Origin of the sequence: Kitasatospora sp. NPDC093806 (genome assembly GCF_040683335.1) — a bacterium.
In the GTDB taxonomy this organism is placed as follows: domain Bacteria; phylum Actinomycetota; class Actinomycetes; order Streptomycetales; family Streptomycetaceae; genus Kitasatospora.
In genome coordinates, this window is sequence record NZ_JBFBDO010000128.1 from 1 (window position 1) to 20,424 (window position 20,424).

Sequence of the window (20,424 nt, forward strand, 5' to 3'; positions counted from 1 at the left end):
CCTGGGCGCCCACGCCTCCCGCCTGCGCTCCATCTGGATCACCCCCACCCCACCCCCCCCCCTCCCCCCGACCCACCCCACCCCCACCCACACCGCCCCCGACACCCCCACCGCCACCACCCTCCTCCTCACCCCCTGACCCCAAGGAGCCCGGAAACGACAAACGGCCCCCGATTCACGTCTCCGTGAATCGGGGGCCGTCCATCTATCCTGTGGCTGGTGCAGGGTTCGAACCTGCGTAGCTTGCGCGACAGATTTACAGTCTGCTCCCTTTGGCCGCTCGGGCAACCAGCCAGGATGTTCGCCTCCCGGGGGCTTGCCCCGTTCGACTGGGTAAACCTTACCTGATCCCGGGGGGTGGTTCGCCACCCGGTTTTCGGGACGGGGTTCGACGGGTGCGGCGTGGCTGTCGGGGGCGGGGGTGGGGGTGGGCTGGATAGGCTGGGGCGGCGGTCGCCCGGTGGGGCGGGCCGTGTCAGTGAAGGCAGAGCATCAAGGAGACCAACACCCATGGCCGACTCCAGTTTCGACATCGTCTCGAAGGTCGAGTGGCAGGAGGTCGACAACGCGATCAACCAGACCTCCCGCGAGATCGCCACGCGCTTCGACTTCAAGAACGTCGGCGCCGAGATCAAGCGCTCCGGCGAGACGATCGAGATGAAGGCCAACGGCGAGGAGCGCGTCAAGGCCATCCTGGACGTGCTGCAGAGCAAGTTCATCAAGCGCGGCCTGTCGCTCAAGGCGCTGGACGTGAAGGACCCGCAGCTGTCGGGCAAGGAGTACAAGATCTTCGCGGACGTGAAGGAGGGCATCTCCCAGGACGATGCCAAGAAGGTCGCGAAGATCATCCGGGACGAGGGCCCGAAGGGCGTGAAGGCCCAGGTGCAGGGCGACGAGCTCCGGGTGACCTCGAAGAGCCGTGACGACCTGCAGGCCGTCCAGGCCCTGCTCAAGGGCAAGGACCTGGACTTCGCGGTCCAGTTCGTGAACTACCGCTGACCCTGCGGGGCGGCGGACGGCGACGGGGCGGCCCCGGTCGCGGGCTCGGGTTCGAGCGCGCGACCGGGGCCGCTGTCGTGTCCGGGGCCGGGGTGGCTCCGGGGTGGGGCCGTCAGTGGTGGGCGGGGGTGGTCGAGCGGGCCGCGGCCGCGTCGGCGAAGGCCTTGGCCTGGGACTTCAGGGTGGCCAGCTGGTCGGCCAGCGGCGCGGACATGGCGGGCGGCACCTGGGGGCGGGCGATCGGGGGCGTGGTCGGGGCGGTCGCCGGGGGCGGGGTGGGGAGCTGGGCGAGCAGGGCCTGGACGGTCGCCTCCAGCGAGGCGAGGAGCTGCTGGAGCGGCCCGAGGTCGGGGGCGGCGAGCGAGGTGACGGTCGCGAGCAGGCCGCCGACCAGATCGAGGACCGGGGCGAGGGCCGCGGTGGGGTCAGGGAGGGCGGGGAGTTCGGGGAGCGTGACGGGGAGGTCGGGGAGGGTGACGGGGAGGTCGGGGAGGGTGACGGGGAGGTCGGCGGGGGCGCTGGTCGAGCTGCTGGAACCGGCGGAGGAGTCCGAGGTGCCGGGAGTGCCGGGGAGTGTGGAGAGGTTGGGGACGGCGGGCTTCCCGGACATGCCGGAGAGGCCGGGCATGCCGGAGAGGCCCGGGGCGGCCGGGAAGCCGGGGATGGTGGGGGCGGAGAACGACGGGGCGGTGAACGCGGAGCCGTTGAAGGCCGGAGCGCCGAACGCGGGGACACTGAAGGCGGGGGCGGCGCCGGTGCCGCCGGCGGCCCCGGTGCCGGTGGTGGCGGCGGAGGCCGTCGCGACCGGGGCCAGCGCGAGGGCTGCGGTCAGCGCGGCGGCCGTCCAGGTGGTGCGCATGGGTGATGCTTTCCTCTCGGTGCGGATCAGGCGGGATGCCTGATTCACACCGTGGGCCAGCCCGGTTGGCCCAGCCACCGCGTGTACGCCGAACGGTGCACGACACGCGGTGGCGGGGTGAGTGGGCGTCAGCTGGTCGTCACCCAGGAGGACGTGGCCCGGTGGGCGCCGAGGCCGACCGCGTCGAACTCGTCGCGGTGGTCGCCGTCCTCCGGCACCCAGGCTCCGAGCCGGCGCAGGACGCGGGAGATCGGGCTGCCCTCCGGCGGGTGGCGTTCGAGTTCGGCGCTGGTGAGCGGGCCCAGGTCGAGCCGGCCGTCGGCCCAGACGGCGGCCCGCTGGGTGCCGGTGCCACCGAAGTAGTCGGCTTCGACGCACGCGATCGGCCCGGCCTTGGACCAGGCGGCGAGCCGGCGTTCGAGGCCGTTCGGGATCCAGGTGAACCCGGCCGCACCCGCGCCGGCCGGTCCGTCCTCGCCGAACCGGAGGGCGGCCAGGAACGCGGGGGTCGCCGGGATCAGCGCCAGCCCCTGGGCGAGCGGGTACGCACGGGCCGCCGGAACCTCGGCGGCCGCCACCGCGACCAGCTCCGCCGGGCCGATCAGCGCCTGAAGTTCGTATGACATTCAGTCATCCTGAACCATGGCACTGACAGTCCGCCCGGCGTTTACGATTCCGTGCCCGGGCGGCTATCGCTCCGAGAGTCGGCGGCCCGCTCGGGCCGGACGGCGTACAGCAGGGTGAACAGGGTCACGTCCACCGCGTCCGCGGCCTCGCTGCTCCCCTCCTGGTGCAACTCCTCGAACACATCGGCGAGTTGACGGCGGAGCCGGATCAGCCGCTCGGGGGTGAGCCGGTACGTGAAGTGCGAGAACATGCCGGGCAGACCGGCCGGTGAGCCGTCCGGCGAGGTGGAGAAGTCGATCCGGTCGGCCAGCGCCTGGGCGCGGAAGTCGCCGCGGACGTGGTCCATCGCGGCGAGCATCGCGTCGTACGCGTCGACCCGGGTGGGCGAGTCGGGCGAGAAGATCTCGGGGGCGAGCCGGAGCGTCTCCTGGGCCGGGGCGTAGCGGCTCTCGACAATGCCGGAGACCAGCCGGGTGCCGGCGACCCGGATCAGCCCGGCCTTCTCCAGCTGCTTGATGTGGCGGTAGAGCTTGGTCTGCGGCTCGTCGAGAGCGGCGGCGATCTCCTTGGCGGTGAGCGGCCCGGACGCGGCGGCGGCCATCAGGGCGTCGAGGATCGCCAGCCGGAGCGGGTCGGCCAGGGCCTTCAGGGTGGCGGCGTCGGCCACCCGGCGCTCCTTGAGCACGGCGGGGGCGGGATTCTCGGCGTTCTCGGCGTTCTCGGCGTTCTCGACCACGGCCTCACCCTCGCAGATCGCCGCCACCACGGGCAATCGCATCTTCACCCTTGCGCAATCAATCACGCAGACGTAATCATTCACGAAACAGTGAATGCTGACGTGAAGGTGAGCAGGGGGCGCAGCCATGAGCAGCAGAACGACCAGCACGACCACGACGAGCACCACGAGCACCACGAGCACCACGAGCACCACGACGGCGACGCCACCGCCCGTCCCGCTCCGCCGCAACTGGCGGTTCCAGGCGCTCTGGGCCGGCCAGGCCTCCGCCACCCTCGGACTGCAGATCGCCGACACCGCGTACCCGCTGCTACTGCTCGCGCTGACCGGCTCGTCCACCCTCGCCGGGGCGTTCGCGGCCCTCCAGATCGGCGCCTCGATCGTGTTCGGCATCCACGGCGGCGCGGTCGCCGACCGGTGCGACCGCCGCCGGGTGCTGATCGCCGCCGACGCCACCCGGCTGCTCGCCTGCGTCAGCGTCCCGCTCGCGATGGCGCTGGACCGGCTGACCGTCGCGCACACCCTGCTGGTCGCCCTCGTGATCGGGGCGACCATCGCCTACAGCGGCCCGATCCGGCTGATCGCGGTCCGCTCGGTCGTCCCGCCGGAACAGCTGCGGCAGGCGCTCGCGCAGGACGAGGCGCGGATGAGCGGCGCGGGCCTGATCGGGCCGCCGCTGGCGGGCTCGCTGTTCGGGCTCGGCCGGGCGGCGCCGTTCGTCGGGACGGCGCTGGCCTCCCTGCTGGCGCTGACCGCCGCGCTGCTGGTCCGGTTCCCGGGCCGCCCGGAGACGCCGGCCGGTGAACGGCGCGCTGACAGGAGCGGGAAGGGGAAGGGCAAGGGCAAGGGGGAGAAGGAGGACGGTGCGCTGGCCGGCTTCCGCTTCCTCGCCCGCAGCGCCGTGCTCCGGCCGACCCTCGCCGTCATCCTGATGATCAACCTCGCGGGCACCGCGATGGTCCTGCCGGTGATGGTCATCCTGCGCGGCCAGGGCACGTCCACCGGCGGCATCGGGCTGGCGCTGGCCGGCGAGGCGGTCGGCGCGCTGGCCGGGGCACTGCTGGTGAGCCGGCTGCACCGGCTGGCCGGCCCGGGCGTGCTGCTGCTCGGGGTGGCCTGGCTGCTGGTGCCGATGACGCTCTCGCCGCTGCTGCCCGGCGGGCCGGTCACCGTGTTCGCGGGGCTGTTCGGGCTCGGTCTGGGGATCCCGACCCTGCGGGTGATGGTCGACCTGCTGGTGTTCCGCCAGGTCTCGGACGCGCTGCGCGGGCGGGTGATCGCCGCGACGATGACGCTGTTCACGGTCGGAGTGCCGGCCGGGATGGTCGGCAGCGGGCTGCTGCTGGACCACCTCTCCCCCGAGGCCACGCTCGGCGCGGTGTCCGCGCTGCTGGTGGCGGCCCTGATCCCAGCGACGGCCGGCCGGACGCTACGCCGCGCGACCTGGCCGGAGCAGGAGCCGACGTCGAGCCAGGGTCCGGAGCCCACGCCGGCCCCCGCCCCGTAAGCCCCCCGCCCCCCGCCACCCACCCCTGACAGCCACTCACCCGACCGGGTGCACGCCGCATGCGCCCCCACCGGCAACCGGGTGAACTGGCCGGGTACGGCCCGCCCCGGGGCCGCCCCAGGAGGACCCATGAGCTCGATGGACATACCGTCGTCCGGCCGCGGCAGCCCCGATCCGAGCGGCCCTCCGGGCGGCCCCGGCGCACCCGGTAGCCCCGACGCCCCCGACGCCCCCGGCGGCCCCGCCACGCGGACCACCCGCGAGGACCCCGCCCGGCGCACCGGCTCGGCGGCGACCAGGATCGCGAGCGCCCCCCGGATGTCCTGGCTGACGCTCGCCCTCATGACGACCAGCTCGGTGGCCAGCCTCCGCGCCGCCCCCACCATGGCGGTCTACGGCCTGGCCTGCGTCTTCCTCTACCTCCTCCCGGCCGTCGTCTTCCTGCTGCCGACCGCGCTGGTCTCCGCGGAGCTGGCGTCCGGCTGGGAGGGCGGCGTCTACCGCTGGGTGTCGGAGGGCCTGTCGAAGCCGCTCGGCTTCCTGGCCGTCTGGTGCCAGTTCGCGATGACGATCTTCTACTACCCGTCCCTGCTCGCCTACGTGGCGTCCACCATCGCCTACGTGGTCAACCCGTCCCTGGCGAGCAACGGCCTGTACACCGCGATCGTGATCATGGTGCTGTACTGGACCGGCGTCTGGGTGTCCTCCCGGGGCACCAAGGCGGTGGCCGGCCTCTCCTCGATGGGCCTGGTCATCGGCACCCTGATCCCCGGCGTGCTGCTGGTCGTCCTCGGCTTCGTCTTCCTCGGCGAGGGCAACGCCTCCGCCGCCCCGATGGACTCCGCGCACCTGTTCCCGCAGTGGACCGGCCTGGCCAGCCTGGTGCTGATCGTCAACAACTTCCTCAGCTACTCCGGCATGGAGATGAACGCGGTGCACGTCTCCTCGCTGCGCGACCCGGCCCGGGAGTTCCCGCGCGCGATGTTCACCGCCTCCGGGATGGTGCTGCTGATCTTCATCCTGCCCGCGCTGGCGATCAGCTGGGTGGTGCCGTCCACCGAGCTGAGCCTGACGGCCGGCGTGATGCAGGCCTTCGACTCCTTCTTCCAGTACTTCCACATCGGCTGGCTCACCCCGGTGATCGCGGTGGCGCTGATCGCCGCCTCGCTCGGCGGCATGCTCACCTGGCTGGCCGGACCGTCCAAGGGCCTGCTGATGATCTCCCGCCAGGAGGGGTACCTGCCGCCGTTCCTGCAGCGGCTCAACAAGGAGGGCGTCCAGCAGAACCTGCTGGTCACCCAGGGCGTGGTGACCACGGTCATCGCCCTCGCGTACGCGCTGATCCCGAACGTCTCCAGCGCCTACTGGGTCTTCTCGGTGATCACCACGCAGGTCTACCTGATCGTCTACCTGCTGATGTTCGCCGCCGCGATCCGGCTGCGCCGCACCCAGCCCGACCACCCGCGCGGCTACCGGGCCCCGGCGCTGGTGCCGATCGCGATCACCGGCCTGATCGCCTCGGCGGCCGCGATGGCGATCGGCTTCGTGCCCTCCTCGCAGTTCGGCAGCGGTTCGGTCTGGTCGTACGTGGTGATCGTCGGCGGTGGTCTGGCGCTGCTCGGCCTGGTGATCCCGTACCTGTTCCTGCGCCTGCGCAAGCCGCAGTGGCGCTCGCCCGAGGCGCGGGCCGAACTGGCCGCCCAGGAGGCGGCGGAACTGCGCGGCACCGAAGGGGGTGCGGCATGACCCGCGGCCTGCTCGCCTCCCGGCACCGCTGGATCTACCTCGGCGCGATCGTCCTGCTGGTCGCCATGCTGGTCACCGGCCTGCTCACCTACTCGCAGCTGCACCAGACCAACGAGGCCAACCGGAAGGCCACCCAGCTCTCCGACGCGCTCTCCGCCGCCGGCTACCCGGTGCCCGCGCGCAGCCAGATCGTGCACACCCTGGGCGAGGACGGCGGCGCCGTCTGCACGGACCCGGCCGACGCGCTGACCCAGGCGCAGTGGAAGTACGGCATGTCCAACGGCGCGGGCGGGCCCGGGCAGCGCCCGGTGCTCTCCGACCGGGAGGTGGTCCTCGCCGAGACGATCGTGCTCTCGGTGTACTGCCCGGACAAGCTCGCCGCCATCAGGGACAAGATCGACGACCTCAAGCTCAAGGACACCGTCCGCAACTGACGCCCCGGCCACCCCGAAGACCGACGCCCCGGCCACGCCCCGCAGCGCCCCCGGAGGAACCCCCATGCCCGACGAACTCGCCCGCCGGATCGCCGAGTCGATGCCCCGCGCCAAGGCCGACCTGGCCGAGCTGGTCGCCATCCCCTCGGTCGCCGACCCGCGCCAGTACCCGCCGGAGAAGTGCCGCCAGGCCGCCGAGTGGGTCGCCGCCGCCTTCGCCGAGGCCGGCCTGCGCGACGTCCACCTGGAGGAGACCCCGGACGGCAGCCACGCCGTGGTCGGCCACCGCCCGCCGCCGCCCGGCGCGCCGACCGTCCTGCTCTACGCCCACTACGACGTCCAGCCCCCGCTCGACGACGCCGCCTGGGCCTCCCCGCCGTTCGAGCTCACCGAACGCGACGGCCGCTGGTACGGGCGCGGCACCGCCGACTGCAAGGGCAACATCGTCATGCACCTCACCGCGCTGCGGGCGCTCGGCGACGACCTGCCGGTCGGCCTCAAGCTGGTCGTCGAGGGCTCGGAGGAGCAGGGCACCGGCGGCCTGGAGGCCTACGTACCGCCGCACGCGGGCGAACTGCACGCCGACGCGCTGCTGGTCTGCGACACCGGCAACGCGGCGGTCGGCGTCCCCACCGCCACCACCTCGCTGCGCGGCCTCGCCAACCTGGTGGTCACCGTCTTCACACTCAAGGGCGACGTGCACTCCGGCATGTTCGGCGGCCCCGCCCCGGACGCGCTGGCCGCGCTGATCCGCGTCCTCGACACACTGCGCGACGCCGACGGCGGCACCCGGATCGACGGCCTGGACGGCACCGGCAGCTGGAGCGGCGCCGACTACGACGAGCGGCAGTTCCGCACCGACGCCGGCGTGCTGGACGGCGTCCGGCTGACCGGCTCCGGCAGCGTCGCGGACCGGCTCTGGGCCCGCCCCGCCGTCACCGTGCTCGGCATCGACTGCCCGCCGGTGGTCGGCTCCGCCGCCGCCGTCCCGGCCACCGCCCGGGCCCGGGTCAGCCTGCGCCTCCCGCCCGGCACCGACCCGAAGGCCGCCCAGGCCGCGCTCACCGCGCACCTGACGGCCGCCGCGCCGTGGGGCGCGCGGATCGAGGTGGCGCCGGAGAGCACCGGCTCGCCGTTCCGCGCCGCCACCGGCGGGCCCGCCTACGCGGCGCTCGACAAGGCGGCGCAGGAGGTCTACGGCCGGCCGCTCGCCTTCCTCGGGCAGGGCGGTTCGATCCCGCTGTGCAACGTGTTCGCCGAGACCTTCCCGGACTCGGAGATCATCCTGATGGGCGTCGAGGAGCCGCGCTGCCTGATCCACGCGCCGAACGAGAGCGTCGATCCGGACGAGCTCCGGCAGATGGCCCACGTCGAGGCGCTTTTCCTCCGGCACTACGCCAACTCGCACCGTCCATGATGAAGTTGACGTGCCCGTAGCCGCCGCAGCCCGTGTCCCCCAGGAGACCCCCGCATGCCCCGACCGTTCACCACCGAGGACTACCGCGCCCGCCTCGACCGGGCCACCGCCGCCGCCGGCGCCGCCGGACTGGCCGGGCTGGTCATCGCCCCCGGCCCCGACCTCGTCTACCTCACCGGCTACCAGCCCACCGCCGTCACCGAACGGCTGACCGCCCTCGTCCTCACCGCCGGCCGCGAGCCCGCGCTGGTCGTCCCCACCCTGGAGCGCCCCGACGCCGAGAAGGCGGCCGGCGCGCCCGCCGTCCGGCTGGTCGACTGGACCGACGGCCAGGACCCGTACGCCACCGCCGCCCCGCTGCTCGACCCGGCCGGCCGGTACGGCGTCTCCGACAACACCTGGGCGCTGCAGCTGCTCGGCCTCCAGTCGGCGCTGCCCGGCACCGGCTGGACCTCGCTCACCGAGACCCTGCCGATGCTGCGCGCAGTCAAGGACGCGGACGAGTTGGAGCGCCTCGCCGCGGCCGGCGGCGCCGCGGACGCCGCCTACCGGGGCATCCTGGAGGTCGAGTTCGCCGGCCGCCGGGAGACCGACGTGGCCGCCGACCTCAGCGCGCTGCTCATCAAGTACGGGCACAGCCAGGTCGACTTCACCGTGGTCGGCTCCGGCCCCAACGGCGCCAACCCGCACCACGAGGCCGGCGACCGGGTCATCCAGGCCGGCGACACCGTGGTGCTGGACTTCGGCGGCCTCAAGGACGGCTACGGCTCCGACACCACCCGCACCGTGCACGTCGGCGCCGACGTCCCGGCCGAGGTGCGGAAGGTGCACGACGTCGTCCGGCAGGCGCAGCAGACCGCGTTCGAGGCCGTCCGGCCCGGGGTGAGCTGCCAGGAGATCGACCGGATCGCCCGCCGGGTGATCACCGAGGCCGGGTACGGCGAGTACTTCATCCACCGCACCGGGCACGGCATCGGCATCACCACGCACGAGCCGCCGTACCTGGTCGAGGGCGAGGAGCAGCCGCTCGTCCCCGGCATGTGCTTCTCGATCGAGCCGGGCGTCTACCTGCCGGGGCGGTTCGGGGTGCGGATCGAGGACATCGTGACGGTCACCGAGCAGGGCGGGCGGCGGTTCAACAACACCCCGCACGAGCTGGGCATCGTGTCCTGAATCCGTCCCCCGGCGCGCCGTGGGGCGGCAGACTGGGCGGGTGACCTCGAAGCCCGCCCAGTCCGCCGAACCCGCCCGGTCCGCCGGGCCCACCCCGCCCGCCGAGCCCGCCCCGGCGGCGCCCGCGCCCAAGCCGGTCAAGCCGACCGCCGAGCAGCTGCGCGCCGCCCAGGACGCCACCATCCCGGACGTCATCGCCCCCGGGCTGCGGGTGCTGTTCTGCGGCATCAACCCGGGCCTGTGGTCCGGCGCCACCGGCCACCACTTCGCCCGCCCGGGCAACCGCTTCTGGCCCGCGCTGCACCGCTCCGGCTTCACCCCGCGCCAGTTCCGCCCGGACGAGCAGCGGCAGTTGCTCGACCTCGGCCTCGGCATCACCAACGTCGCCCCGCGGGCCACCGCCAAGGCCGACGAGCTCACCGCCGACGAGCTGCGCGCGGGCGGCGCCGCGCTCACCGAGCGGGTGCTGCGGCTGCGGCCGCGCGCGCTGGCGGTGCTCGGCATCGGCGCCTACCGGACCGCCTTCGGCCGGCGGACGGCGACGATCGGGCGGCAGCCGGAGGGCATCGGCGACACCGAGGTCTGGGTGCTCCCCAACCCCAGCGGCCTCAACGCCCACTACACCCTGGACGCGCTGGCGGCGGAGTTCGCCGGACTGCGCGAGGCGGTGACCGCCGCCGCGCGCTGAGCCCGGGGTCTCAGACCGCCGTCAGCCCCGTCGGCAGGCCGCTCCCGCGCAGCTCCCGCAGCTCCCGGATCAGCGCCCGGACGGCCGCCGTGCCCGCCAGCTCCGGCGTCGTCACGTACCCGACGTACCGGCTCGGCGGGCGCGGCCCCAGGTCGGTGACGGCCAGTCCGGCGGGGGCGCCGAGCAGCGCGGTCCGGGGCATGATCGCCATCCCGAGGCCCTGCGAGACCAGCGAGAGGGCCACCGTGTCGTCCTCGACGTCGATGGTCGCGGGCGGGATCCAGTCCTGCCGGTCCCACCAGTCCCGGGTGTACGAGCCGCAGTTCTCGTCCCAGTCGACCAGCGGCAGGCCGCGCGGCGCCGGGTGGCCGGCCGGGTGCGCGAGCGCGTACGTCTCCGCGAAGAGCCGGGCCGAGACCAGGCCGGGGACGGGCGGCGGCGCGTCCGGGTCGAGGGTCGCCAGCCCGAGGTCGGCGCGGCCGTCGGCGACCTCGCCGGCGGTGCCGCGGCCGATCTCGCGGACGATCCGCACCTGCGCGCCGAGCCCCGGGTGGCGGGCGGCGAGCCGGGCGAGGACGGGCGGCAGCAGGTGGGCGGCGACGCTGCGGAAGGCGGCGATCCGCACCGTTCCGGTGACCTCGGCGTCCGGGTCCCCGGCCGCCGCCGCGCGGACCTCCGGGCCCATCGCCGCCAGCAGCCGCAGCACCCGCCGGGCGTACGCGACGGCCCGCGCGCCCGCCTCGGTGGGGCGTGCGCCGTGGCGCCCGCGCTCGAAGAGCACTGCTCCGAGCTTCTGTTCGCAGGCGCGCACGGCGTGCGAGACGGCGGACTGGCTGGTCTCCAGGCGCGCGGCGGCCGCGGTGAAGCCCTGCTCCTCCGCCACGGCGACCAGCACCCGCAGCTCCTGCGGGGCGAGATCGGTCATGCGGGCGACGCTACCCGATCCATCGATCCCGTTCATGGAACGGGCCCACCCATCGACGCCGGCCCCTGCCCGGCCGCCGGCCGGCTCCCTACGGTGATCAGCACCGACCCCGCCGATCAGCCCGGAGCCTCCCGTGTCCCGTCCCACCGCCCGCGTCGTCCACCTCGTCTCCCGCCCCACCGGCGCGCCCACCGCCGGGAACTTCGCCTTCCTGGACGAGACCGTGCCCCCGCTCGCCCCCGGCGAGGCCCTGGTCGAGAACCTCTTCCAGTCCGTCGACCCGTACATGCGCGAGGAGATGGACGAGGGCGGCTGGGCGCTGCACGCCCCGCTGGAGGGCCGCACCCTGGGCCGGGTCGTCGAGTCCCGGACGCCCGCGCTGCCGGTCGGCACGCTCGTCCACCACCGCCGGGCCTGGCGCACCCTCTCGGTGATCACCCCCGCCGAAAGCTTCGTTCTCCCCGACTTCGCGGGCGTCCCGCTCAGCGCCCACCTGAGCGTCCTCGGCGGCACCGGCCTCTCCGCCTGGGTCGGCCTGACCAGGATCGCCCGGCTCCGGGCCGACGAGACGATCTTCATCTCGGCGGCGGCCGGCGGGGTCGGCACCGCCGCCGGACAGCTCGCCCGGCTGCTCGGCGCCGGCCGGATCATCGGCAGCACCGGGTCCGCCGCGAAGGCCGCGCACCTCACCGAGCGGCTCGGCTTCGACGCCGCCTTCGACTACCACGACGCCCCGATCGCCGACCGGCTGCGCGAGGCCGCCCCCGACGGCCTGCACGTCTACCTCGACAACGTCGGCGGGGACCACCTGGAGGCCGCCATCGACACCCTGCGCGACCACGGCCGGATCGCCTGGTGCGGCGCGGTCGCCCAGTACAACAACCTCCAGTCGCCGCCGCCCGCCCCGCGCAACCTCTACGACGTGGTCGGCAAGAGCCTGCGCCTGGAGGGCTTCCTGGTCCGCGAGCACCTGGACGCCCGCCCCGGGCTGTACGACTTCCTCGTCCCGCACCTGCGCTCCGGCGCCGTCGTCCCGGACGAGACGGTGGTCCCCGGCTTCGAGCGGGTGGTCGACGCCTTCCTCGGCATGCTCCGCGGCGCCAACACCGGCAAGATGATCGTCCGGCTCGCCGAGTAGGCCCGCCGGCCCGGCGCTACCGCCGCCCGCCCCAGGGCTCGTCGGTGGAGACGATCTCGCGGCCCAGCGGCATCAGCGAGACCGGGATCAGCTTCAGGTTCGCCCAGCCGAACGGGATCCCGATGATCGACAGGAACAGCGGGATGCTGGTGAGCAGGTGCCCCAGCGCCAGCCACCACCCGGCGAACACCAGCCAGATCACGTTCCCCACGCACGACGGCGCCCCGGCGTCCGGCCGCTCCACGGCCTTGCGCCCGAACGGCCAGAGCACGAACCCGGCCAGCCGGAAGGACGCGATGCCGAACGGGATCGTGATGATCAGCACGCAGCAGATGATCCCGGCGAGCACGTAGCCCAGCGCCATCCAGATGCCGCAGAAGATCAGCCACAGCACGTTCAGAACAAAGTCGATCACCTTCATGCCCGGCACCCTCTCACGCACGGCGGTTCCCCTCTACGACCAGCGATGCCCGCCCACCGACGTGTCTACCCCCCTGGGTGCCGGACCTCAGGGACGCCTCAGGGGCTCCTCCCCATCGCGGACGAGAGAGCTACAGCGGGGTGACGGCCTTGAGGATGAGGAGCAGGGCCACCGCCGCGTTCAGGGCGGAGAGGGCGGAGGCGGCGGTGCCGAGGGCGGCGACCAGGGCGGCCAGGCCGGCCGGGGTGCGGGCGGGCGGCCAGTTGCGGGTGCTGGGGACGGGGCCGAGGAGGGCGGCGACCCGGCGCGGGACGGGCCCCGGGGCGGCGAAGGCGGGGAGGCCGGGGGCCGCCGGACGGTGCGAGACGAGGGCGGCCCGGGCGACCGCGCGGGCGGTGATCCGGCGGTCGCCGACGGCCTGCGCGGACTCCTCGTCGGCCCAGCGTTCCGCGCTGTAGGCGACGGCGCGCTGGAGCGGGCGCAGGAACGGGTTGACGCAGCCCGCCAGCTGGGTGGCCAGCAGGTGGCGGTGGTGCCGGTGGACCAGGTGGGCGCGCTCGTGGGCGAGCAGGGCGGCGCGTTCGTCCTCGGCGAGGCCGGCCAGCATGCCGGTGGAGACCACCACCCGCCCGGGCGAGCGCGCGCCGCCGGGCAGCGCGTAGGCGTACGGGGCCGGGTCGGGCAGCAGGGCGACGTCGGTGGCCGGGGCGGGCAGCTCCGCGCGGCCGAGGGCGCGCCGGGCGCGGGCGCGGATCCGCAGGTGGCGGACGAGGGTGCGGGCCACCGCGAGCAGGACGACGGCGAGGACGAGCAGCGCCGCCGTGCCGACCGTCTCGTGGTACGGCAGGGCGTCCCGGACCTCCGGGTCGGACCAGCTGTCGGGCAGCGGGTTGCCGGGGATCTGGGCGGTGCCGACCACCCCGATCAGGGCCAGGCTGACCGCGCTGCACAGGGCCATCACGATGCTGAACCCGGTCAGCAGCCGGGCGGCGCCGCGCGGGTGCAGGTGCTGCTCGGTGAGCCGGGCGATGGGCAGCGCCGTCAGCGGCAGGACGAGGGGCAGGAAGACGAAGAAACCCACGGCGAGGAGGTCAGCCTTCGTGGTCGGGCGCCGGGCCGGAGGCACTGTCGAGCAGGGTGCGCAGCAGTTCCTCGTCGTGCGGGAGCAGGGCGGTGACGAAGCTGGCGAGCACGGCGTCCCGGTCGGGTTCGCCGTCCAGGACGCGGCGCATCCGCAGGGCGGCGAGGCCGGCCGCGTCGGAGGCGGCCTGCCAGAGGTAGGAGCGGCCGGAGCGGGTCCGGGAGACGGCGTTCTTGGCGTGCAGCCGGGAGAGGATGGTCATCACGGTGGTGTACGCGAGGTCGCCGTCGAGGCGCTCCTGGACCCAGCCGGCGCTGGCGGGGCCGGGCGCCCGCTGGAGCACGGCCAGCACCTGGGCCTCCAGTTCGCCCTGGCCGCGCCGCCGGGCCCGCGGGTCGCCGGCCGCCTGCGGGTCGTCCGTCGCCCGCGAGTCGTCCGTCACCCGCGGGTCGTCGGCCACCGGGGCGGCTCCGGCCGCCGGGGTGTGGGTCTCCTCTGCCATGCCGGTCATCCTAACGAGCAGGTAAAGAACCCGGAATCGGCCGGTGCTCAGGCCCGTGGTGCGCGGGCGTTCTGCCGTCGGTCCAGCTCGGCGATCCGGGGGTGGTGCAGGTCGAAGGCGGGCGACTCGGAGCGGATCCGGGGCAGGGTGACGAAGTTGTGCCGGGGCGGTGGGCAGGAGGTGGCCCACTCCAGCGAACGCCCGTAGCCCCACGGGTCGTCCACGGTGACCCGCTCCCCGTACCGGGCGGTGTGCCAGACGTTGTACAGGAACGGCAGGGTGGAGGCGCCGAGCAGGAAGGAGCCGATGCTGGAGACGGTGTTGAGGGTGGTGAAGCCGTCGGTGGCCAGGTAGTCGGCGTACCGGCGGGGCATGCCCTCGGCGCCGAGCCAGTGCTGGACCAGGAAGGTGGCGTGGAAGCCGACGAAGAGGGTCCAGAAGTGGATCCGGCCGAGCCGCTCGTCCAGCATCCGGCCGGTGAACTTGGGCCACCAGAAGTGGAAGCCGGCGAACATCGCGAAGACGACCGTCCCGAACACCACGTAGTGGAAGTGGGCGACCACGAAGTACGAGTCGGAGACGTGGAAGTCGATCGGCGGGGCGGCCAGCAGCACCCCGGTGAGGCCGCCGAACAGGAAGGTCACCAGGAAGCCGACGGTCCACAGCATCGGCGTCTCGAAGCTGAGCGAGCCCCGCCACATGGTGCCGATCCAGTTGAAGAACTTCACCCCGGTGGGCACCGCGATCAGCATCGTCATCACCGCGAAGAAGGGCAGCAGCACCTGCCCGGTGACGAACATGTGGTGCGCCCAGACGGTGATCGACAGGCCGGTGATGGCGACGGTCGCGGCGATCAGGCCGGAGTAGCCGAAGACCGGTTTGCGGCTGAACACCGGGAGGATCTCGGTGACGATGCCGAAGAACGGCAGCGCGATGATGTAGACCTCGGGGTGCCCGAAGAACCAGAACAGGTGCTGCCAGAGCAGCGCCCCGCCGTTGGCCGCGTCGAAGGCGTGCGAGCCGAACCGCCGGTCCGACTCCAGGCAGAGCAGCGCGGCCGCCAGCACCGGGAAGGCGAAGAGCACCAGGACGGCGGTGAGCAGGGTGTTCCAGACGAAGATCGGCATCCGGAAGAGCGTCATCCCGGGCGCGCGGAAGCAGATGATCGTGGTGACGAAGTTGACCGAGCCGAGGATGGTGCCGAAGCCGGAGAGGGCCAGGCCCATGATCCACAGGTCGGCGCCGAGGCCGGGGCTGCGCTCGGCGCTGTTCAGCGGCGCGTAGGCGAACCAGCCGAAGTCGGCCGCGCCGTCCGGAGTGAGGAAGCCGTAGACGGCGATCAGCGAGCCGAACAGGTAGAGCCAGTAGGCGAGCGCGTTCAGCCGGGGGAAGGCGACGTCGGGGGCGCCGATCTGGAGCGGCATGATCCAGTTGGCGAAGCCCGCGAACAGCGGGGTCGCGAACATCAGCAGCATGATCGTGCCGTGCATGGTGAAGAGCTGGTTGAACGACTCGTTGGAGAGCAGTTGCAGCCCCGGGCGGGCCAGTTCGATCCGCATCAGCATCGCCATCAGGCCGCCGAGCAGGAAGAACAGGAACGAGGTGGTGATGTAGAGGGTGCCGATCCGCTTGTGGTCGGTGGTGGTCAGCCAGCCGACCAGGGCCCGGCCGCGCCGGCGGCGCGCGGCGGCGCGGGCGGCGTCCAGCCGGGGCGTGCGCGACGGGTGCGGGGCCTGCTCCACGGCGTCCTTCGGCAGGAGTGTCACGCGGCGTGCCTTCCGGGTCCGGGCCGGGCCCGGGTCCGTCCGGGTCGCGCCCGGGCCTGTCCGGGCCGTGGTCGCACTAGCAGTACCGGCCCGGGCCCGCGGGCGGCCGGGGGCGCGCGGGCGGGTCACCCGAACAGGTGCGGCCCGGTTGCCGGGCCCCGGCGGCGGGCGGACGGTCGAAGCCCGGCCACCCGTTCGGGTGAGGTCCGACCGGCTCCCAGGAGGTCCCATGAGCAGCGCCACCAAGCCGTCCGCGCCGCCGCCGAGCGGTACCAGCGGCTGGGTCACCGGCGGAGTGCTCTTCGCCGGCGTGCTGATGATGATGAACGGCGTCCTGGACGTGACCCGGGGGATCATGGCGATCTCCAAGGACAACGTCTTCCTGGCGACGCCGGACTACGTGTTCAAGTTCAGCCTCACCGGCTGGGGCTGGATCCACCTGATCGTCGGCGCGCTGGTCGCGATCACCGGCTACTTCGTGGTCAAGGGCGCTCCCTGGGCGCAGTACACCGGCATCTTCCTGGTCGCGCTGAGCGGCATCGAGGCCTTCCTGACGCTGCCCTACTACCCGTTCTGGTCGCTGATCGTGGTCGCCCTGGACGTGTGGGTGATCTGGGCGCTCTGCGTCCACGCCGAGCGGAGCGGCTGAGGTCCGCACCCGGCGGGCCGGGTGACCGTCAGGCGGTGACGTTCATGCCCGTGCCCGCTGGGTGGCCGCGATGCACAGCAGCACCAGCACCGCCGTCACCGGCGCGGCGGCCGGCAGCTCCTCGCCGAGCAGCAGCACCGACCAGACCAGCGTCAGCAGCGGCTGCGCCAGCTGGAGCTGACTCGCCCTCGGCACCCCGATCGCCGCCATCCCCCGGTACCAGACCACGAACCCGCCGAACTGCGAGACCGCCGCCGTGTACAGCAGCCCGGTCAGCGCCTTCGCCGCGGTCCCACCGTCGAGCGAGACCGGTTCGACGGCCAGCGCCAGCGCGGTGGTCAGCGCGGTGACGGGCAGCGAGGCGACCACCGCCCAGCCGATCACCTGCCAGCCCGGCAGCTCCCGGGAGATCCGCCCGCCCTCCGCGTACCCCGCCGCGCAGACCAGCAGCGCCGCGAACAGGTAGAGGTCGGCGAGGCTGGGCCGCCCGTGGCTCTGCACCAGCGTGAAGCCGAGCACCGCCGCCGCGCCGGCCAGCGCCGCCGCCCAGAACAGCCGGGACGGCCGGCCGCCCGTCCTGATCGCGCCGACGGTCGCGGTGGCCAGCGGCAGGATGCCGATGACGACGGCGGAGTGCGCGGTCGAGGAGGTGCGCAGGGCCAGGGTGGTGAGCAGCGGGAAGCCGAGCACGCAGCCGGCCGCGACCACCAGCAGGCCGGGCCAGTGGCGGCGGGCGGGCAGCGGGACGCGGGCGGCCGCCAGGCAGAGCGCGGCGAGCAGGCCGGCCAGCAGGCCGCGCAGGCCGGTGGCGCTCCACGGGCCGAAGCCGGTCAGGGCCCAGGAGGTGGCGGGGAAGCTGAAGGAGAAGGCGAACACGCCCAAGGCCGCCAGCACAGTGCCGGTCGTCCCGGCCTTGCCGAGCCCCCCGGGCTTTCCGGGCTTCCCCGTCGTCCCGGTCGTCCCGGGCTTCCCGGTCGTCTCGGTCGTCTCGGAGGCGGTGGCCGTGAGCTTCGCTGCTATCGCAGCGGGGCGGGTAGCGCTATCTTGTGCCGTCATGAATGAGCGTAGCAGTGTGACCGAACTCGCCGACAGTCTCCGCCGCGAGGTCGAGCGCTACCCGGAGGGCCGGAAGCTGCCGTCGAGCCGGGCCCTGATGGAACGCCACCAGGTCAGCCCGGGCACGGTCTCCCGGGCCATCGCCGTGCTCGCGGCCGAGGGCCTGGTGGTCTCCCGGCCCGGCGCCGGGGTGTTCCGTACCGCCGCCGCCACCGCTACCCCCGCCTCGTCGACCGCACCGCGCCCCGCCCCGCCCGTCCGGCCGGGCGACCTCTCCTGGCAGGAGGTCGCGCTCAGCGCCGACTCCGGCCCGCGCGACACCGGAGCCGCGGCACTGATCGCCACCCTGACCGTCCCGCCGCCGGACGTGATCGACCTCAACGGCGGCTACCCGCACGCCTCACTCCAGCCCGAACGCCTGCTCGCCGCCGCCGTGGCCCGGGCCGGCCGCCGCCCCGGTGCCTGGGAGCGCCCGCCGGTGGACGGCCTGACCGAGCTGCGCGCCTGGTTCGCCCGGGAGATCGGCGGCGCCAACGGGCCGCTCGGCGCCGGGGACGTCCTGATCACCGCCGGCGGCCAGAGCGCGCTCACCATCGCCCTGCGCTCCCTCGCCGCCCCGGGCGCCCCCGTCCTGGTCGAGTCGCCGACCTACCCGGGCGCCCTCGCGGTGGCCCGGGCCGCCGGGCTGCGGCCGGTCCCGGTGCCGGTGGACGAGGACGGCGTGCGCACCGACCTGCTGGCGGCCGCGTTCGACGCCACCCGGGCCCGGGTCTTCGTCTGCCAGCCGCTGTTCCAGAACCCGACCGGCGCCGTCCTCTCCCCCGCGCGCCGGGCCGAGGTGCTCCGGATCGCCCGGACGGCCGGCGCCTTCGTGATCGAGGACGACTTCGCCCGCCGGCTGGTCCACACCGACGCCCCCGCGCTGGCCCGTCCGCTGGCCGCCGACGACCCGGACGGCGTGGTGGTGCACCTGAACTCGCTCACCAAGGCCACCTCCCCCAACCTGCGGATCGGCGCGATCACCGCGCGCGGCCCGGCCCTGCAGCGGCTCCGGGCCACCCAGGTGGTGGACAGCTTCTTCGTGCCCCGGCCGCTCCAGGAGGCGGCCCTGGAACTGGTCGCCGACCCGGGGTGGGCCCGCCACCTGCGCACCCTCGGCGCCGAACTGCGCGACCGGCGGCGGGTCGCCACCGCCGCGCTGCGCCGCGAACTGCCGGGGCTGCTGGGCCCGCACCGGTCCGGCGGGTACCACCTGTGGCTGCGGCTGCCGGACGGCACCGACGAGAGCGCGCTGGTCGCGGCCGCCATGCGGGCCGGCGTACTGGTGACCCCGGGGCGCCCGTACCACCCGGCCGAGCCGCCCGCGCCGCACCTGCGGCTCAGCTACGTGGCGGCCGACAGCCAGGCCCTGGTGACGGAGGGGATCCGGCGGCTGCGCCAGGCCTTCGAGGACCGGTAGGAGCGGGCCCCCACCGGGCCGTCAGCCCTGGTGGCCCGCCATCCGCTCCAGCCGGGCGATCCGCTCGGCCATCGGCGGGTGGGTCGAGAAGAACCTCGCCCCGGCCTCGCCCGGCCGGAACGGGCTGGCGATCATCATGTGGCTGGCGGTCTGGATCTGCGGCTCCGGCGGCAGCGGCAGCTGCCGGGTGCCGGCCTCCAGCTTGCGCAGCGCGCTCGCCAGGGCCAGCGGGTCGCCGGTGATCCGGGCGCCGTCGGCGTCGGCCTGGTACTCCCGGGAGCGGCTGACGGCGAGCTGGATCAGGGTGGCGGCGAGCGGGCCGAGGATCATGATCGCGAGCATCCCGAACAGGCCCGGCCCGTCGTCGTCCTCGCTGCGCCCGAACGGGATCAGCCAGGCGAAGTTCACCAGGAACATCACCACCGAGGCGAGCGCCCCGGCCACCGAGGAGATCAGGATGTCGCGGTTGTAGACGTGGCTCAGCTCGTGGCCGAGGACGCCGCGCAGCTCGCGCTCGTCCAGCAGCCGCAGGATGCCGTCGGTGCAGCAGACCGCCGCGTTGCGCGGGTTGCGGCCGGTGGCGAAGGCGTTCGGGGCCGGGGTCGGCGAGATGTAGAGCCGGGGCATCGGCTGGCGGGCCGAGGTGGAGAGCTCGCGGACGATCCGGTACAGCCGGGGCGCCTCGATCTCGCTCACCGGGCGGGCGCGCATGGCGCGCAGGGCGAGCTTGTCGCTGTTCCAGTACGCGTAGGCGTTGGTGCCGAGGGCGACCAGCAGGGCGATCACGAAGCCCGTACGGCCGAAGAAGCCGCCGATCACCAGGATCAGCGCCGAGAGGCCGCCGAGCAGGGCGGCGGTCCTCAGTCCGTTGTGCCGGCGGTGCACGGCTGGCCCTCCAATGGTGCGTGGGGAAGCCCTTTCTGCCTCGTCCCTCTTGCCCGGTCAACGGGCGGGGCCCGGGGCCTTGTTCCCTTGTGACCAGCACGACACCCGGCCGGGGGACCAGGGCGTGTCTTGTGGATCATGCCGGGGCCGCGACGCCTGGGCACGCACCTCGCCGCGTTGTCGTCGGTCGCCGATGCTCCGCATGGACTTCCTCCTCCGCCTTGCGATGCACGCACCCAGACGCCGCGGCCTTGTCCGACCTGATCCACAAGACACGCCCCACCCCGGGTGTCGTGGGAGGTGCGCGGAGCCGATCAGAACAGCGTGCCGCCGACCACCTGGAGCACCAGCTGCGG

Annotated in this window: 20 protein-coding genes and 1 tRNA gene; 10 read left to right on the forward strand and 11 right to left on the reverse strand. The window is 74.1% G+C overall.

Features of this window, described 5'->3' with window-relative positions; genetic code table 11:
- Positions 1–213: 213 nt before the first annotated feature.
- Positions 214–294, reverse strand: a tRNA-Tyr gene (locus tag AB0N76_RS34925).
- Between the two features lie 216 nt (positions 295–510).
- Between AB0N76_RS34925 and AB0N76_RS34930 the strand changes: the two genes are divergently transcribed.
- Positions 511–999 carry a YajQ family cyclic di-GMP-binding protein gene (locus AB0N76_RS34930; RefSeq protein WP_363564241.1) on the forward strand — a complete coding sequence of 163 codons (489 nt, stop codon included), beginning with the start codon at positions 511–513 and terminating at the stop codon, positions 997–999.
- Positions 1,000–1,111: 112 nt separating this feature from the next.
- Here the strand turns inward: AB0N76_RS34930 and AB0N76_RS34935 are convergent, their stop codons facing one another.
- The 3 genes from AB0N76_RS34935 to AB0N76_RS34945 form a co-directional block, all read right to left on the reverse strand.
- Positions 1,112–1,858 (reverse strand): hypothetical protein, encoded by a 747-nt coding sequence (locus AB0N76_RS34935; RefSeq protein WP_363564243.1) that lies wholly within the window; start codon positions 1,856–1,858, stop codon positions 1,112–1,114.
- Between the two features lie 128 nt (positions 1,859–1,986).
- Complete coding sequence (locus AB0N76_RS34940) at positions 1,987–2,484, reverse strand: hypothetical protein (RefSeq protein ID WP_363564245.1); 498 nt, start codon at positions 2,482–2,484, stop codon at positions 1,987–1,989.
- 41 nt (positions 2,485–2,525) lie between these two features.
- Positions 2,526–3,263: a helix-turn-helix domain-containing protein gene (locus tag AB0N76_RS34945; RefSeq protein ID WP_363564247.1), complete on the reverse strand. Its 738-nt coding sequence runs from the start codon at positions 3,261–3,263 to the stop codon at positions 2,526–2,528.
- An 85-nt stretch (positions 3,264–3,348) separates the two neighbouring features.
- Between AB0N76_RS34945 and AB0N76_RS34950 the strand changes: the two genes are divergently transcribed.
- The 6 genes from AB0N76_RS34950 to mug all read left to right on the forward strand — a co-directional run bounded on the left by AB0N76_RS34950 (position 3,349) and on the right by mug (position 10,186).
- Positions 3,349–4,728, forward strand: coding sequence for an MFS transporter (locus AB0N76_RS34950; RefSeq protein WP_363564249.1), 1,380 nt, complete (start codon positions 3,349–3,351; stop codon positions 4,726–4,728).
- A gap of 318 nt (positions 4,729–5,046) precedes the next feature.
- The gene (locus tag AB0N76_RS34955; RefSeq protein WP_363564273.1) at positions 5,047–6,474 is read left to right on the forward strand and encodes an APC family permease; all 1,428 of its coding nucleotides are present in this window, start codon (positions 5,047–5,049) and stop codon (positions 6,472–6,474) included.
- Complete coding sequence (locus AB0N76_RS34960) at positions 6,471–6,908, forward strand: hypothetical protein (protein WP_363564251.1); 438 nt, start codon at positions 6,471–6,473, stop codon at positions 6,906–6,908. The genes AB0N76_RS34955 and AB0N76_RS34960 overlap by 4 nt, the downstream gene beginning before the upstream one ends.
- Before the next feature lie 64 nt (positions 6,909–6,972).
- Positions 6,973–8,325, forward strand: coding sequence for a dipeptidase (locus AB0N76_RS34965; RefSeq protein WP_363564253.1), 1,353 nt, complete (start codon positions 6,973–6,975; stop codon positions 8,323–8,325).
- 54 nt (positions 8,326–8,379) lie between these two features.
- Positions 8,380–9,498 (forward strand): aminopeptidase P family protein, encoded by a 1,119-nt coding sequence (locus tag AB0N76_RS34970; protein WP_363564255.1) that lies wholly within the window; start codon positions 8,380–8,382, stop codon positions 9,496–9,498.
- A 157-nt stretch (positions 9,499–9,655) separates the two neighbouring features.
- On the forward strand, positions 9,656–10,186 hold the full coding sequence (gene mug, locus AB0N76_RS34975) for a G/U mismatch-specific DNA glycosylase (protein ID WP_363564275.1): 531 nt from the start codon (positions 9,656–9,658) through the stop codon (positions 10,184–10,186).
- A gap of 10 nt (positions 10,187–10,196) precedes the next feature.
- Here mug and AB0N76_RS34980 read toward each other — a convergent pair whose 3' ends face one another.
- Positions 10,197–11,111, reverse strand: coding sequence for a LysR family transcriptional regulator (locus AB0N76_RS34980; RefSeq protein WP_363564257.1), 915 nt, complete (start codon positions 11,109–11,111; stop codon positions 10,197–10,199).
- A gap of 133 nt (positions 11,112–11,244) precedes the next feature.
- Here AB0N76_RS34980 and AB0N76_RS34985 point away from each other — a divergent pair, with 133 nt between their 5' ends.
- Positions 11,245–12,249, forward strand: a complete 1,005-nt coding sequence (locus AB0N76_RS34985; RefSeq protein ID WP_363564259.1) for an NADP-dependent oxidoreductase — start codon at positions 11,245–11,247, stop codon at positions 12,247–12,249.
- 16 nt (positions 12,250–12,265) lie between these two features.
- Here AB0N76_RS34985 and AB0N76_RS34990 read toward each other — a convergent pair whose 3' ends face one another.
- From AB0N76_RS34990 to ctaD, 4 genes are all read right to left on the reverse strand, one after another.
- Entirely contained in the window at positions 12,266–12,670 is a 405-nt protein-coding gene (locus AB0N76_RS34990; protein WP_363564277.1) for a YccF domain-containing protein, read from the reverse strand.
- Between the two features lie 130 nt (positions 12,671–12,800).
- A complete protein-coding gene (locus AB0N76_RS34995; protein WP_363564261.1) occupies positions 12,801–13,751 on the reverse strand; it encodes a M48 family metalloprotease in 951 nt (316 codons plus the stop codon).
- Between the two features lie 10 nt (positions 13,752–13,761).
- Positions 13,762–14,253, reverse strand: coding sequence for a BlaI/MecI/CopY family transcriptional regulator (locus AB0N76_RS35000; protein WP_363564263.1), 492 nt, complete (start codon positions 14,251–14,253; stop codon positions 13,762–13,764).
- Positions 14,254–14,300: 47 nt separating this feature from the next.
- Positions 14,301–15,959, reverse strand: a complete 1,659-nt coding sequence (gene ctaD, locus AB0N76_RS35005; RefSeq protein ID WP_363564279.1) for a cytochrome c oxidase subunit I — start codon at positions 15,957–15,959, stop codon at positions 14,301–14,303.
- A gap of 289 nt (positions 15,960–16,248) precedes the next feature.
- Here ctaD and AB0N76_RS35010 point away from each other — a divergent pair, with 289 nt between their 5' ends.
- Positions 16,249–16,668 carry a hypothetical protein gene (locus tag AB0N76_RS35010; protein ID WP_363564265.1) on the forward strand — a complete coding sequence of 140 codons (420 nt, stop codon included), beginning with the start codon at positions 16,249–16,251 and terminating at the stop codon, positions 16,666–16,668.
- 42 nt (positions 16,669–16,710) lie between these two features.
- On the opposite strand, the gene AB0N76_RS35015 is transcribed toward AB0N76_RS35010, so the two are convergent.
- A complete protein-coding gene (locus AB0N76_RS35015) occupies positions 16,711–17,724 on the reverse strand; it encodes a DMT family transporter (protein WP_363564267.1) in 1,014 nt (337 codons plus the stop codon).
- On the opposite strand from AB0N76_RS35015, the gene AB0N76_RS35020 reads away from it, so the two are divergent.
- Complete coding sequence (locus AB0N76_RS35020) at positions 17,723–19,183, forward strand: PLP-dependent aminotransferase family protein (protein WP_363564269.1); 1,461 nt, start codon at positions 17,723–17,725, stop codon at positions 19,181–19,183. The two genes, AB0N76_RS35015 and AB0N76_RS35020, sit on opposite strands and share 2 nt — an antisense overlap.
- A 21-nt stretch (positions 19,184–19,204) precedes the next feature.
- Here AB0N76_RS35020 and htpX read toward each other — a convergent pair whose 3' ends face one another.
- Positions 19,205–20,068, reverse strand: a complete 864-nt coding sequence (gene htpX / locus AB0N76_RS35025; RefSeq protein WP_363564271.1) for a zinc metalloprotease HtpX — start codon at positions 20,066–20,068, stop codon at positions 19,205–19,207.
- Between the last annotated feature and the right edge of the window lie 356 nt (positions 20,069–20,424).